We start from the raw sequence: 14,187 nt of genomic DNA, 5'->3' as shown, positions 1-14,187 counted from the left end.
GACTATATGTATCATCAAACCAACCAGCAGATGGACGATTTAATGAAAGAGATGGCTCGCGAAGAAGCGTTTATCGTCGTCGTTGGAGAGTTCAACCACGGAAAGACAACATTCGTTAACAGTTTGATGGGTGAGAACGTTTTACCGATGGGAATTTTGCCAACTACGGCTACAATCAACGTCGTCGGGAAAGGAGAACGAAAGCTTGAAGTGCATTATAAAGATGCCACGTCTAAAGCGATTGAATTAGAACATCTTGAAGAATTCATCGGTGATCATCCTGTAGAAGACATTGAAATGATCACGGTACAACACCCGGACGTTCCGTTTGTCGCACCATATTATATGGTCGATACGCCAGGATTGAATGACTTAAATAAAACACGTAGTGATGTGTCTTATCGATTCATTCCCAATGCGGATGTTGTCTTCTTTTTACTAAAAGCCGATCAACCGATTAGTGGGACGGAACTTTCCTTTTTGGAAGATACCCTATTAGAAGAAGGCTTGAGTAACATCGTCTTTGTCATGAATTTTGCAGAAGAAATTGATGATGAAGAAGAATTGGAAGAGATGATAGAAGGCTTGTACACCAAGTTACAGACGATTAAAGGACTGGAGTCGCCGACAATCATTCCATATGATGCGTACGAAGTTCTTTTTAATGGAAACCAGTATTATTTACATATCATTGAACGCATCATCTCTGAGTTCCAAGCGAAAGGCAGTAAGACGCTCCGTCAAAACAGATATCATTCCTTATTAGAGCGAATTGATCAAACCTTTGCTTTGGAAAAGGAAGAATACCTTCATTTGACTCAACTTAAAACAAATGAAGTACTTGATCTTAAGACGTGGCTTTCTTTTAATGAACAGCAAATGAAGGAAGTATTCGTTCAGGTACAGTCATACATCGCTCAACAGGTGCGCGAGATGAAGGTCATGGCAGATAAATCCATTGCGTTTCATCATGAAGAATGGCGTTCTGAAATATCGCATATCATCGATCAATATACAGGTCCATCCAATCAATTCGCTGAAAAAGTCGAAAAAGACATTAATCGTTACTTAGCTCGTGAACGAAAGTATTGGTTAGAGCGGTATCTTCCTAAAGTGAATATTCTCATTGAAAAAGTAAGAGATCATGTCGTATTGGAATTAAGCAAGGTGACAGAAAATGAAGAGCAAATCATGTGGCAAACGATTGACGCGCAATCGACCTACTCGAGTCAATCTTATGTCAAAACGAGTCGTTCGACTAAAGTGGATCCGACCATCATGGCAGGTGTTTTGACTGGTGGTGCTGCAACGGTATTAGTCTCGATAGGTACAGGAATGATCGTACCACTCGTCGGATTGGCTGTTTATCCGGTTTTGCGCAAAAGGATGGAAGACAATGCGCTCAAAGAAGCAAAAGATTTATTGAATGGACAAGTAGCCTCATCGATAGATCGATTTTCGTTAGAACTGAGCGGGAACGTTAGCGTGTACATTGATGAGACGATGGTTGGAATTGAAACGAATATTCAAACCTATTTAGAAAATCATTATGCGATGGCACGTAAAAAACTAGATGAGACGATTGAACTAGGGAAAGTAGAGACACATGAACTCAGTATGCGACTACAGAAAAACGAGCGCCAAACATTGGAAAGACTTGAACAACTCAAACTATCGATTGAATCTTTGAATTTAACTAAACTGGAGTACAATCATGAATAAACACACGAAGCAATTTTTCGAAACGTGGAAAACGAGAGACACGTTCGCTAGTTTTCTTTTACAACAAGCAATGGATCATGCGAAGCAACATCCGACAATCGGAATCGTTGGTGAATTCAGTTCCGGTAAAACTTCATTGATTGAAACTCTATTGGATATAAAACTAGGTGGTGTCAGTATCCTAGAGGCAACGAAAGTGCCTGTATATTATGTCTACGGTGAGACAATGCAAATCATCGGTTTCGATAGTACACAAAGTCAAAAAGTACATCGGATTGATCCTGTTCATTTTGAACAAACAATCTTAGATGCGGCGATTCAATTTGATTGGCTACTCATTACATCTCCGCATCCAGCGTTAAAAAACTTCTCTTTGATTGATACACCGGGAGCGAATGGGGAAACGGTCTATCAACTACCATACCTAGATATGAGTATTGTACTTTGGTGCTCTGCTTTTGGAGAGCCATTAACCGAATCACAATTAGAGGAATTAAAGCGCTTCGGTAATAAGCCGATGTTTTATGTCGCGACGAAATCAGATGCGATTGACGATGAAGAATGGGAAGAAGCAGAAGAAGTGTTCGAAGAAACGATAAAAGATTGTCAAGCTGTCGAAGGAGCTATCATCTCGGCTCATGATATGCGTTCTGACTCAAAAAAATATGAAGAGTTTATGCAACAATTAGGGAAATGGACAGGGGAGTCGACCTTGCCTCAGGTAAAACAAAAATTAGAGGTAGCGTTGGCGCCATATACCGCTCTGCAGATCGAAAGAGAAGTGGGACAGAAGGTTGCTGCGTTGAATGCAAGTCCTAGTTTGTTCACTGCTCGTTTTCGTGTTCTTTCAAACGAGCTGGCTGGATTCAAGAAAAGCTATGATTCTTTTTTCGAACGTGTTTCGCATGATACGTTTAACGTCTGGACAAATCAAATTGAAGTGAAGTATATCGATGCTACTTACCAAGAGGTTCGTTCAGGATTTGAACGCTTAAAACGAGAACTTTCTGCTGTGAAAGTGGATACTGGACTAGAGCAAATTTGTCAGGAGCGTATTGATAAGTTGAATATGCTCGAAACAACGTTAGTTAACTTCCGTCAAGAAGATGGTGTCTCCATGTTGAACGATGTATTTGTTTCATCCATTCAACAGAGCCTCCACTTTGAAAGACAAGTAGCACAAACGGCACTTCATACGAAAGTCATCAAAAAGCAACTCAGTAAGATGGAAAAAGAAGTGGATCGTGTGAACCAATGGATTCGTAATCTCTTAAATGCACAGGCAATTAAACAAGCGCATACTATCCTTTCCGTTGATCAGACGACAGATCAATTACATGTTACTTCTGCCATCAATCATCAGCCGCAAAAGGTGCGAGATGTTACGGTGGAACAATATCTAGCAACAGAAAAACAAATCATCAACATGGACTCGTATGGTCTATCTAAATTGCCTCTTTACCTTGATGAGTTAGTACAAGTAGGATTTACACCGTCTGTCTATGATCAAAGGGATGTTGCTGAAACTAGATGGAAACAAGGACTGATTGTTCTACAAGAACTTCAATTAGAAAAGAAAAATATTCTAATGCTCAATCAAAAATGGTCAAGGGATTTGAAGGATAAAAATCGATTAGCCATTACGTTGAAAAAAGAAGTGAAGAGTGCCAGAAAAGCACTACTTGCTCTTTTAAAAAAATCGGATGAAGAAGCGTTTATTGATTACTCAACAGAGATGCATCGTTTCAAAGAAGGTGCTTCATATATTCTTGAAGAAATCGATGATTATATGGACTATGTTTTACTGGAAAGTAAAGAGTTCATTAATGCGTCTCCTTATAAAACAACGATTCCTGAAGCACCATTCTATCAACTGAAATTTTATAGTAGAAGTATCTATGAAGCTTATCCGACAGCAGTCAAAGCGGGCGGAGCGGTCAGTGCATTTATATTTATTATTTCGTTATTCATGTAAAAAAGCATGTTGCGCCAAGATTTTATTCTTGGTGCAACATGCTTTTTAGATTTACCGGCTCCAATAGCCATCGCCATCAAAACGAGATGTATCACCGTCTCCATCACGAAAGTATCCCTTCACATAGGTACCTTCGCTCGTAAAGTATCCGTTAACCCAGTGTGGTTTTACATAGTGTTGACTCAAGTCGAGTGATGGAACTTTATATTCATGTGCCACTGAAAGTGGATTTGAATGGTTGATGATATCGTTGAAATGAAGCGTACCATGATTGGCAAGACTCTCTACGTTGGTTTGTAAGTAGTCATTGGCAGTATGATGTTGATTATTGTGATCGTAATGCGTCGAAGAATCAAAGTCATGTGAAAAGTCGTGTTCCATTGGTAAGTCCTCCCTTCTGAAAGATAGCTAACATATTGGTTTAGTATAAGTCTTTCTAGAAATAATTTCTATAAAGTGGTGTATGAAATTGTTTTTGTTGACTTTAAATGTAAAATTTGTGATGCGAATAATAAATACTGACCTAATGAAATGAACACCGGAAAAATACTAAGCTTAGGCACTGTCACTCGATAAAGGTGTATTTAGATAGAGGAATAGATCCTCTTCTTTTAACGGTCGACTGAAATAATAGCCCTGGAAATAATCGCAACCTTCTCGAGCGAGCCAGTCTGCCTGCTCCACCGTTTCGACACCTTCAATCAAGACTTCCATTTCTAAATTATGACCGAGTTGAATCATCGATTGAACGATTGCTTGTTGATTCTTGCCGTCAAATAACGAACTGATGAACGAGCGATCAATCTTTAACAACTGAATTGGTAATGAACGAAGCTGCTTGAAGGACGAGTAACCGGTACCGAAGTCGTCGAGGGAAACACGAATACCGAGTTCTTGCAGTCGTGCTAATTTTTCATAGGTCGTTGTCTCATATGATAAGGCGGCAGACTCCGTGATTTCGAGCTCCAAGTATGCCGGATTCATACCTGTCTCTGCGAGAATCGTTTCGACGCGACGTAGAAATTTTTGACTCGCGAACTGAAGTGGGGAGACGTTAACAGCAATCGAGAACGGTTCCGGAGTCAGGTCTTGCCACACGACCCAGCGTAGGCAGGCGGTACGTAGCACCCAGTCACCTAAGGCGTGAATCGCTCCCGTATTTTCAGCGACGGGAATGAACTCGGCTGGTGAGACGAAGCCAAGCTCATCATGCGTCCAGCGTGCCAACACTTCAACACCGGTCATTCGTTCCGTAACTACTTCGATCTTTGGTTGATAGACGAGTTCGAAGGCTTCTGCTTCGAGTGCCTCCGTCATGAATTTTTCAATCTGGACGGTCCGTAAGATATCGTTTCGATTCTCGACCTTGAATTCCTTGATCGTGTTTTGCGCTTCAGTAAACGAAGCATGTAGTGCCAGTTTCGCATACTCGATCAGTTCTTCCGCTGTTTCTGCGTCTTCCGGGTAATGACTAATCCCAGCGCGCATCGTCAGCGTAATGACTGTCCCATCGATATCAAATGGTTGCGATAAGGCAGCGTAACACTTCTCGGCTTTTTGTTTCGCCAGTTGACTCCGCTCGTCAACCAGGAGAACAAGAAATTCGGATGAATCAAGGCGTGCTAGGACATCACGCGCGTGAATCGTCGCTTGGAGACGTTCTGCAATCTGCAGCAACAGACTCTCAACGCCTTTATGTCCGAGCATATCACTCAGCGAACGCCAACGGTCCATGCTGAGCGCAAGACACGAAATCGGAATTCCTTGTCTAATCTGTTCTTCGATAAACAGCGTGATTTTGTCTCGATTCGGTAAATTCGTCAACCGGTCATGAAAGGCAAGGTGTTCGAGTTGCTGCTGGGACGAGACTTGATCGGTAACGTTGCGGAAGAACCACAGTGTCTGATTCAAGTTCTCCCCTTTTAGCGGGTGATTGACGACTTCAAGGATGCGTTCGTCAACGTGTAGCATTTGTTTCGTATGGTCGGGCACATCAAGACGTAAAGCTACGTCATGCTCCGTTAAGTATGGATGACGTTCCGGGAAAAAATCATGAAACAGCGAGTTCGCATATTGGATCAGACCATCAGGATTTGTCGTCACGACACCATCTTCAGTTGATTCAAGAATCGTCGCTTGGATGAAGTCACGTTTACGTAACTGGAGGTCAAACAAGACGGAAGCAAAGAAGACAATGAACAAAAAGAGCGTGACGATCGACACAAGCGTCAACAGCATCGCTGGTTCAATGACTTGATCACTCGTAAACGACGGAATCATCTGAAACTCTAAACCGAGCATCCCAACGTGATGCATCCCGGAGATCGCAATGCCCATGATGAGAGCAAAAAAGACTTTCGTCTGCACCAGCATCTGTCGTTTCGCGTAACGGGAAAAGAAACCGATATAAAGTGCGGTCCAGGAAGCAGCGATCGCAATCAAGATCGAGAGTAAGACGTAACCCGCGTGATACTGCAGGGTCATTCCCTGTAAAGCGGCAATCCCGACATAATGCATGCCAGCAATCGCACTTCCCATCAAAAAACCGCCGAGAACGAATGATTCACGGGACATCTGGCGTGCGACAAGATAAAAGCCGAGGATACATCCTGTCATCGCGATGATGACCGACAATAAAACGAGTGGGAACGAGTAGGTCGCCTCCTTTAATGTACCGTGACCAAGCATCGCGACGAAGTGCATTGACCAGATGCCGAGACCTAAAATCGATCCACCGGCAATCAACCAGCGATGTTTCGAACGATTGGTCGCTGTTTTGACGCGTCTCGCGAGTTCGATTGCGATGTAGGCGGATGTTGCGGCGATCAAGTAGGATAGAGTGACGAGTAAAAAGTCAGTATGAGCATGCATCGTATGGTTTGACATGATGGATGGAGTCACCTCGGCAGATTGGAATGTTTAATCGAATGGTAAAGATGTAATCTAGATACCTTTTTTTCATTCAATCATATACATTTTTTTCAAATAACATCTGACGGGTGAGGAAAAATCAAAGCGTGTCGATCATAGGTGAAGACCAACGAGGATTTTATGATCCATTAATTTCGTATACTGCAGCTTATGAAAAAATGGATTTCCGAAGTCGCATGGTTGAAGATGGACATGGATCATGTGATAGCTGTATGACAAGTTCGGGTTTGCCTTTAGCAGATTCAAAATCGTCTGTTCTTGGGACGTTGGGCTGATGTCATAGATATGAAACGAGATGATGTTATGACGGATGCGAAACGGGGCAATCGTGAGGGTGAACGGTTTATGATGGGCAAATCGATGTTCTGTTGAGACAGTCGATCCGGTAATCACGAGCTCGTGTGGGGTGATGCGTAGTTTCGGATGCCAGAAGTCTCTGAATTCGATGGCGATGATATCGCGTAAGTCTTCTTCCGTCACATACGTCGTGACGAGAATATCTGATGGATTGCCAAGATAGTCGTTATCCGTATTCATATGTAAGCTCCTTTATCGATTAGTGGATGGAATCAATGCGCTGTCGTTCAGGGTAAAGAAAGGTATGTGTTTTCTCCTGCGCTACAGAAAGTAGATTCAATACGATTGTAACTTTTTTCCTTATTTTTGTTTTTCACTCATTGATTGTTTAGGGAAAGCGATTCTTGATATTTCATCAAAAATCAATTGTGTACTCCATCAGCTGTCACGTCAGTCCCTACAAAAAGGAGGAACTACCTATGACCCACCATGACTATCTCGATCAGTATTTATTGACGGACGTCTCGCGGACAGCCCATACGATCAAGGCATACCGGAGTGATCTTCGACAAATGCGCTTACATCAAATCGATTGGTCAGTTGCGTCCTTACGCCGCTACTTTCACTGGATGAAAGCACATTATAAGCCGTCGACGATTCTGAGACGCTATCACGTTTTACACCGGCTCGGAAACGTTCTCGTCGAGCGACGACGGATCAAAAAGAATCCGATGGTCGAGATCCGTCCGATCGTCCATCAACGCCTTCAAGATGAGACCTATCACGATAGTGAAGAGTTGATTCCCGTGATTCGACAGATTCAAGATCCAACCTATCGCCTCTTCTTCGAGGTGCTCAGCCAAACGGGCCTCCGCTTCATGGAGGCCCGTTTGTTGACGGTGCAGGATTTTGATCTAGCGAAGAATGAACTGTACGTTCGTCACGGCAAAGGCGGGCGGACACGGACCGTTCCGATCGGGGAGACCCTTTGCGAAAAGATCGTTTTGTTTCTAGCAGGTCGCACGACCGGCTATTTGTTTCAATCCGTTACGGGACGGATGATCAATGAACATGCGGCGAGAAAGGCACTACGCGAGGTCGGATTTACGTCCTTGAAGCGTCACATCCGTCCGCATATGCTGCGGATCGCCTATGCGACCTATCTTTATCAGCAGGCAGGATTGAAGCTACTCGATATAAAGCGTCTGCTTGGTCACGCCAGCATCTCAACGACGGAAGGATACATCCGCAGCCAGACGAATCACGTCCGGGACGTTCTTAATCGTCTGTCCGCTTGAGCCGATTGACCGACGTATGGGCAATGTCATGTGATGGTAAGACGTAGTGTTGGGTCGTCCGGACGTCGCTGTGCCCAAGCAAGCGCATGATCGTTAAAATATCCGTCTGATGCACGTGATAGAGCGTCGTTGCGAACGTCACCCGGATGTCGTGCGGACGCAAAATCCGTCCGAGACATACCTGACTTGCCTCCCTTAAGACACGGCGAAACTTCGCCGGATTGACCGGTCGTCCACTGTCCTCGCAAAACAACGGCAGGACATCAGGACGAATCGTCTCGATGTAACGCGTTAGGACATCGCGCAACGCATGATGCAGCGGAACTTGACGTGATTGATCACCTTTACCGCTCCGGACGAGCACTTGATCGCGTGTAAAGTCGATATCTGCGAGCTGTAAGTCACGGGCTTCCGAAAACCGCAGTCCCGTGTGCAGGAGAAGAAAGCTAAAAGCGTAGACAGTCTCGTCACGAATCGTCTCGAGGACACGGTGGACGTCGTCATACGTGAAGGCAAGTCGCCGGTGAGGCGTAGGAACCGGTTTTTTAACGCGTGCCAACGGATTCGTCTGGAGTGAACGTTCGGCGACCAGTTGATCGAACAGGATTGACAGAGCATGTAGTCGTCGAGCCGCAGTTGCTGGAGCGTAAGTATCGCGCAAAAACTTGCCATATCGCTGTAGGGACGGAAGATCGATTCGTTCGACGTGGCGACAGAGATGCCGTACGTCTGAGCGATAGGCTTTTTTCGTCAAGGGACGATAGTCCGCCTGTTCGATGATTACGAGTAAGCGTTCTTGATAGTACGTCATCATCCGAGGAGGAACTGAACTTTCTGCCGGAGTTCCGACTTTAATGAGCGCAGTCGCGCTGGTGAGTAACCGAGCGTCTCTTCCGTGCCGTGCATTAAGGCTTCGAGAAACGTGTACTCCTTATTCGACAGATCTCGCTTGAGTTCGCTGAGGAGATAATGAAAGGAGACGTTCGGGGTCCGAGGGAGTTCTGGCATCGTCTCGACCGCGACTTCGGTCGCAAGCGTCCGGTTGCGGGTCGCTAAGTAGTCGAGCATCGCTCCTTTTGCCCGGATCCGGGCGAAGGTGACGGTCATGACCTTTCCTTCTTCGATTGATTTCCAAAGTCGGAGGAGGGCAGCTTGCCGGCATTCATCATGTTCATTCGGATGGATCGAAAGGCGGGACAGGAGGGAGTTGACGAGGGGAATCCAGTTACGTAGTAAGTCGTTCATGAGTATCCGTTTCTTCAGATATGCATATCTGTTATGTATTCCGCGGTAGTTTTAGTATAAGTAGAGTTATCCTGAAAGCAATCGCACGAGAATGCGGGTTTATCTGAGGCGAAGGGACGGAAGGAGGGGAAATCATACGGCTTACACTCTTTGAAAGTTAAAGAAACCGTTGGCATGATTGAAGAAATGGAGCGTTGCGCTCGGCGGATAACTCTACTTATCCGCTGGGGTGTTCGGAAAAAAATTAATAGTGAATTAATAGTGATCTGTCGACCGAAGAGCATGCGAGAAAGAAGTTAGAACTGGATTTAAAAGATTCGACATTAATCACAGAAAAAAATCAGCATAAAGAGGCGATCTTTCTGATTAAACGGACTCGTTTATCTTCGTCTGCGACGCTTGACAATCAAAGAAGCGTTCTCGAACGGTCAGTGTTCGAACAAACTACTTGCCTTTACATATGGGATGAAATTCGTGACGGCGTTCTTGACGATATTGATGCTCTCCAGCAGTATCACGGTCATTGCTGAAGGCGTGACGATCTATCTAAATTACGCGATTCACCTCCTACTTCTAAAACGAAGTGAAAGTGGGAGGTGAATCGCCCCCCTTCCTTTCGGGTATAAATCCTTTATAGGAGGTGAAAATCATGTTGAAGCATATGGCCTACAAATTCAGAATATATCCGACAAAAGAGCAGGAAATCCTGATTGCGAAGACTATTGGTTGTTCAAGATTCGTCTTCAACTACTTCTTAGCGAAGTGGGATGAGACGTATAAAGCGACAGGAAAAGGACTGTCTTACGGGTCTTGTTCAAAAGAAATCCCGATGCTGAAGCAAGAGTTCGACTGGCTGAAAGAAGTTGATAGCCATTCGCTTCAATCGAGTGTCAAACACTTGACCGATGCGTATGACCGCTTCTTCAAGAAGCAGAATAAACGGCCTCGATTCAAATCAAAGCGTAATCCCGTTCAATCCTACAAAACCAATATCGAGAAGAAGAACCAACTTCCCGAAGTTTCAATCGTTGGCAGCAAGCTCAAACTTCCTAGGCTGAAATGGGTGCGTTTTGCTAACTCGAGGCAGGTAGTAGGACGAATCTTGAACGCCACCATCCGACGTAACGCTTCAGGGAAATACTTCGTTTCCCTGCTCGTCGAGCAGGAGATCAACGAACTGCCGAAGACGGGTACATCCATCGGCATCGATGTCGGGTTGAAACACTTTGCCATCCTGTCGGACGGCACGGTCTACCAAAACGACCGTTACTTCCGAACTCTCGAGAAAAAGCTGGTACGCGAGCAACGCAAGCTCTCTCGGCGTCAGCGCATAGCCTTGGCTAAGAAAATCAAACTGTCCGAGGCGAGGAACTACCAGAAGCAGAAACGAAAGGTCGCTCGCATCCACGAGAAGATTTCCAACAAGCGCACCGACTTCCTGCACAAGGTGTCGACCGAGATCGTTAAAAACCACGACGTCATCGGCATCGAGACCTTACAGGTCAAGCACATGCAGAAGAACCGCAGGTTGAGCAAGTCTATCTCTGATGTCAGCTGGTCAGCATTTTTTCACATGCTGGAACACAAAGCAAACTGGTATGGGAAGACCGTCGTGAAGGTCGGCAAGACCTTCGCATCGAGCCAACTGTGCTCGAGTTGCGGTCATCAACACAAAGACGTGAAACATCTTGGCTTGCGTGAATGGACATGTCCGAATTGCAGAATCCACCATGACCGTGATGTGAACGCAGGACTGAATCTCAAACAAGAAGCAGAACGTATCTTAGCTTCTTCAACCGTCGGGACGACGGGGTTAGCCTGATCAGGTTTCGATCGTTAGGTCGGATTAATCAGGAATCCTCCACCTCTAAGAAAAGCGTAGGTGGAGGTAGTTCAAAAACAACGTCCGTTCTTTGAAGCGAAGAAAAACTATTCGTATACCTACATCGGTCACAAAGTAACGTCTCCGCGCTATTCGGATGAGAAAAGTTCCGACACCTCGGAACAAATCCAGACGGAACTGTACACACGCTTTTACGATGACTTTAAAGTGACATTGAGCACTCCGATTAACAGCTTCACGGTAGATCAACCGACCGTCTTGATGAATCGGACGGCATTTGATGAAGTTGCTGGACAATTTGCGAATAGTGCCTCCGTCTTAAAGCATGAGCTGACATTCTTTGCGCCAGAGGGGATTGCGATTCCAGCGAAGTCGACCATTGATAGTGGTCTTCGTGAACTCGGACTCGGGGCGTATCTCGCAGACACTTATCCGGTCGTCCGCTATCAAGAAGATTTCGAAACCGTCGCGATCGATCAAAATCTTACTAGCGGCAGTACACTCATCGATGATCCGTTACTCATCGTCGTCAATGAAGCAAAGCAACCGAAAGCACCGAAACAACTGTCCAATGTCTTACTGGCTGACGTCATGTATGACCTGGATCAAGAAACCTTTCAAGACTATGTGGCGGAGAAGCAGATGACGAACGAACTCATCTTACAGACGAATGCGTGGGAGAAGTATCTTGGCATCTGGGAAGCAGCGAAACGATTGATGAACATGAACCTGATTTTTGTCGTACTGATTCTTAGTCTCGAGTTACTCGTCATCTGGACGGTGCTACGACTCGAGTATCAAGTGAATGCGATCGAGTTATCGGTTCAGAAGGTGATGGGATACAGCATTTGGCAGAAAAACCGACGCCTGATCATGTCGACGATGGGGATTACGCTTGTCAGTACACTAGCTGTAGCGCTTGCTGCCTATATCCTTGAGTTTTCTTCACCCGGGCTACTATTAACTGGCGGAGGACTCTTACTAGTGGCAGAAGGCGTCTTATTGATTTGGCTGATTCGAAAGATTGAACGGGCAAATGTCCAGCGCATTTTAAAGGGGGGAAATCTATGATTGAAATTCGGCAACTGACCAAGTCGTTTCAAGGAAAAACTTTATTTGAAAACCTATCGTTAACGATTTCTCAAGGCGACTTCGTCATCTTTTCCGGTCCGAGTGGATGCGGGAAGACGACGCTGCTTAACATGATTGGGGCGTTAGAGCCGATTGATACGGGAACGATTGTCGTCGACGGAGTGGACATCACGAACAAGCGCAATCAACTGGCATACTTCCGGACGAAGCTTGGCTTCTTATTTCAGAACTTCGCACTCGTCGATCAAAAAACGGTCCGGCAGAATCTCGAGATCGTTCAGAAACGCTATCGCTCGGGTAAGACGATTGAAGAAGTGCTGACTGCTGTTGGACTGAGCGACAAAATCGATCAAAAAGTCTTCATGTTGTCAGGTGGGGAACAGCAACGGGTCGCATTAGCTCGATTGATGCTGAAGCAATGTGACATCATCTTAGCGGATGAACCGACGGGCTCGCTTGATCAAGCGAACGCGGAGCGGGTGATGGCGCTCTTACAAGAGTTGAACGATCAAGGAAAGACGATCATCCTCGTCACGCATGACGAAGCGATTAAACAACAAGGAAAAAGGCTGGTGGAGATAGGATAACGGAATGAACGATTCGCTGTTGTTGATTGGAGTTGTTCTAGTACTTTTTGTAATCAATCAACTCTAAAACATTTGAAAGAAGTAACGCGTGAGCATTTTTTCGCTTGATTGATCGTCAGATACCTCTCCTTTTTAAGGAGAGTTTTTTTGTTCATTAGAAACAGAAAATAGATTTCAAAAGTAGATTGATGTAATTTGAAACACAGTGACGAAATAAAAATGGATAAATTTTGCATTGGTCGGAATCCGTGACAAAGAAGGAATCATCAAATGATATGGACAGGGCTCATCATACTCGTCATGATCTTGGTGTTGCTCGTCCCTATTTCAAAACCATGTCAAATACTAATTACTAAAAAAACAATTCACAGTAGCAAAAAAGAACTTTTCTTTTATGCGAAGGCAAAGTTGTATGATTGCTTCACCATCAGAGAAAATGGTAAGTCTGCAACGAATTGATGACATTCATTTAAGGCATTAAGAGTGACTTTTGGTTCCGTAATGGGAGGTCTCTTTTTTATTTATAGTTATCCATTGCTTATCAGAAGAAAAAGTTTAGCACCATTACTAAAGAGTGTTTCAAAATAATATATAAAAAACAAATAAATTATAAGGTAAAGAAATGATGGTAGAAAAACGAAAAATGGAAATTTTTTTCTAATTTGATGGTTGTTATCTGAAAATTTATGATAGGATTTTTACGAAAGGGTAAGTGTAAAAGGAAATGAAAATTTAGGAGGAAATGTAAAATGAAAAAAGTACTTACGTTAACTGCAGTATCGACACTCGCTTGTACGCTTGCTTTCGCACCTCAAGCAGATGCTTACCGAGCGACCAAAACTGTGAGCAGTGTCACATCAAAAGCAGATTTACCTTACTTCTCTGATTTTAGTGGCTGCGGAAATTATAAAGCCTATAGTTCTACTACACGGACAGGCTTTAAAAGTTTAAAGCACCACGTCACATTTACGACAGTTGGAGGAAGTGTTTCATTCTCAGGTGCCGGCGTTAGCGGTAGCGGAACAAGCCCAGGGTACACGAAATCAACAAAGAGTAAATCATACTATAGTTCAGGAAATGTGTGTGGTAGCGGATTGACACTCTATTTAGGGATGAACACGACTACACATGTGGATTATAGCAACCGAACGTATACAGCTACTGCAAAGATTTGATCATTCGAACATAATTTAATCA

Annotated in this window: 13 protein-coding genes; 8 read left to right on the top strand and 5 right to left on the bottom strand. The window is 44.4% G+C overall.

Going from position 1 to position 14,187, the window contains the following annotated elements; all coding sequences use genetic code 11:
- The first annotated feature begins 6 nt into the window (after positions 1-6).
- Together L985_RS14495 and L985_RS14490 are read left to right on the top strand one after the other, a co-directional pair.
- Positions 7-1,722, top strand: a complete 1,716-nt coding sequence (locus tag L985_RS14495; RefSeq protein WP_047392775.1) for a dynamin family protein — start codon at positions 7-9, stop codon at positions 1,720-1,722.
- The gene (locus L985_RS14490; RefSeq protein WP_047392778.1) at positions 1,715-3,697 is read left to right on the top strand and encodes a dynamin family protein; all 1,983 of its coding nucleotides are present in this window, start codon (positions 1,715-1,717) and stop codon (positions 3,695-3,697) included. Before L985_RS14495 ends, L985_RS14490 begins: the two co-directional genes overlap by 8 nt.
- A 51-nt stretch (positions 3,698-3,748) precedes the next feature.
- Here L985_RS14490 and L985_RS14485 read toward each other — a convergent pair whose 3' ends face one another.
- The 3 genes from L985_RS14485 to L985_RS14475 all read right to left on the bottom strand — a co-directional run bounded on the left by L985_RS14485 (position 3,749) and on the right by L985_RS14475 (position 7,165).
- Positions 3,749-4,078 carry a hypothetical protein gene (locus tag L985_RS14485; RefSeq protein WP_047392785.1) on the bottom strand — a complete coding sequence of 110 codons (330 nt, stop codon included), beginning with the start codon at positions 4,076-4,078 and terminating at the stop codon, positions 3,749-3,751.
- Between the two features lie 174 nt (positions 4,079-4,252).
- Positions 4,253-6,583 (bottom strand): bifunctional diguanylate cyclase/phosphodiesterase, encoded by a 2,331-nt coding sequence (locus L985_RS14480; protein ID WP_071908834.1) that lies wholly within the window; start codon positions 6,581-6,583, stop codon positions 4,253-4,255.
- Between the two features lie 138 nt (positions 6,584-6,721).
- Positions 6,722-7,165: a hypothetical protein gene (locus tag L985_RS14475; RefSeq protein WP_047392790.1), complete on the bottom strand. Its 444-nt coding sequence runs from the start codon at positions 7,163-7,165 to the stop codon at positions 6,722-6,724.
- 239 nt (positions 7,166-7,404) lie between these two features.
- Here L985_RS14475 and L985_RS14470 point away from each other — a divergent pair, with 239 nt between their 5' ends.
- On the top strand, positions 7,405-8,223 hold the full coding sequence (locus tag L985_RS14470) for a tyrosine-type recombinase/integrase (protein ID WP_047392796.1): 819 nt from the start codon (positions 7,405-7,407) through the stop codon (positions 8,221-8,223).
- Here the strand turns inward: L985_RS14470 and L985_RS14465 are convergent.
- Positions 8,204-9,037: a tyrosine-type recombinase/integrase gene (locus L985_RS14465; RefSeq protein WP_047392798.1), complete on the bottom strand. Its 834-nt coding sequence runs from the start codon at positions 9,035-9,037 to the stop codon at positions 8,204-8,206. The genes L985_RS14470 and L985_RS14465 overlap by 20 nt on opposite strands.
- Entirely contained in the window at positions 9,034-9,468 is a 435-nt protein-coding gene (locus L985_RS14460) for a sigma factor (RefSeq protein WP_029342674.1), read from the bottom strand. The genes L985_RS14465 and L985_RS14460 overlap by 4 nt, the downstream gene beginning before the upstream one ends.
- Positions 9,469-9,867: 399 nt before the next feature.
- On the opposite strand from L985_RS14460, the gene L985_RS16900 reads away from it, so the two are divergent.
- From L985_RS16900 to L985_RS14435, 5 genes are all read left to right on the top strand, one after another.
- Entirely contained in the window at positions 9,868-10,068 is a 201-nt protein-coding gene (locus L985_RS16900) for a hypothetical protein (protein WP_148662043.1), read from the top strand.
- Between the two features lie 49 nt (positions 10,069-10,117).
- Positions 10,118-11,290 carry an IS200/IS605 family element RNA-guided endonuclease TnpB gene (tnpB, locus tag L985_RS14455; protein ID WP_047392803.1) on the top strand — a complete coding sequence of 391 codons (1,173 nt, stop codon included), beginning with the start codon at positions 10,118-10,120 and terminating at the stop codon, positions 11,288-11,290.
- A gap of 60 nt (positions 11,291-11,350) precedes the next feature.
- Positions 11,351-12,382 (top strand): DUF1430 domain-containing protein, encoded by a 1,032-nt coding sequence (locus L985_RS14450; RefSeq protein ID WP_047392808.1) that lies wholly within the window; start codon positions 11,351-11,353, stop codon positions 12,380-12,382.
- Positions 12,379-12,990: an ABC transporter ATP-binding protein gene (locus L985_RS14445; protein WP_047392809.1), complete on the top strand. Its 612-nt coding sequence runs from the start codon at positions 12,379-12,381 to the stop codon at positions 12,988-12,990. Before L985_RS14450 ends, L985_RS14445 begins: the two co-directional genes overlap by 4 nt.
- Before the next feature lie 749 nt (positions 12,991-13,739).
- Positions 13,740-14,165, top strand: coding sequence for a hypothetical protein (locus L985_RS14435; protein ID WP_035410480.1), 426 nt, complete (start codon positions 13,740-13,742; stop codon positions 14,163-14,165).
- Positions 14,166-14,187 lie beyond the last annotated feature (22 nt).

The sequence above is a fragment of the Exiguobacterium sp. ZWU0009 genome (assembly GCF_000798935.2).
Classification (GTDB): domain Bacteria; phylum Bacillota; class Bacilli; order Exiguobacteriales; family Exiguobacteriaceae; genus Exiguobacterium_A; species Exiguobacterium_A acetylicum.
This window is presented reverse-complemented; position numbering and strand designations above follow the sequence as displayed.

Coding starts and splice junctions, on each gene's coding strand:
- tnpB (WP_047392803.1), top strand. CDS start 10,118: ATGTTGAAGCATATGGCCTACAAATTCAGAATATATCCGACAAAAGAG.
- L985_RS14445 (WP_047392809.1), top strand. CDS start 12,379: ATGATTGAAATTCGGCAACTGACCAAGTCGTTTCAAGGAAAAACTTTA.
- L985_RS14495 (WP_047392775.1), top strand. CDS start 7: ATGTATCATCAAACCAACCAGCAGATGGACGATTTAATGAAAGAGATG.
- L985_RS14470 (WP_047392796.1), top strand. CDS start 7,405: ATGACCCACCATGACTATCTCGATCAGTATTTATTGACGGACGTCTCG.
- L985_RS14490 (WP_047392778.1), top strand. CDS start 1,715: ATGAATAAACACACGAAGCAATTTTTCGAAACGTGGAAAACGAGAGAC.
- L985_RS14460 (WP_029342674.1), bottom strand. CDS start 9,468: ATGAACGACTTACTACGTAACTGGATTCCCCTCGTCAACTCCCTCCTG.
- L985_RS14475 (WP_047392790.1), bottom strand. CDS start 7,165: ATGAATACGGATAACGACTATCTTGGCAATCCATCAGATATTCTCGTC.
- L985_RS14480 (WP_071908834.1), bottom strand. CDS start 6,583: ATGTCAAACCATACGATGCATGCTCATACTGACTTTTTACTCGTCACT.
- L985_RS14435 (WP_035410480.1), top strand. CDS start 13,740: ATGAAAAAAGTACTTACGTTAACTGCAGTATCGACACTCGCTTGTACG.
- L985_RS14465 (WP_047392798.1), bottom strand. CDS start 9,037: ATGATGACGTACTATCAAGAACGCTTACTCGTAATCATCGAACAGGCG.
- L985_RS14485 (WP_047392785.1), bottom strand. CDS start 4,078: ATGGAACACGACTTTTCACATGACTTTGATTCTTCGACGCATTACGAT.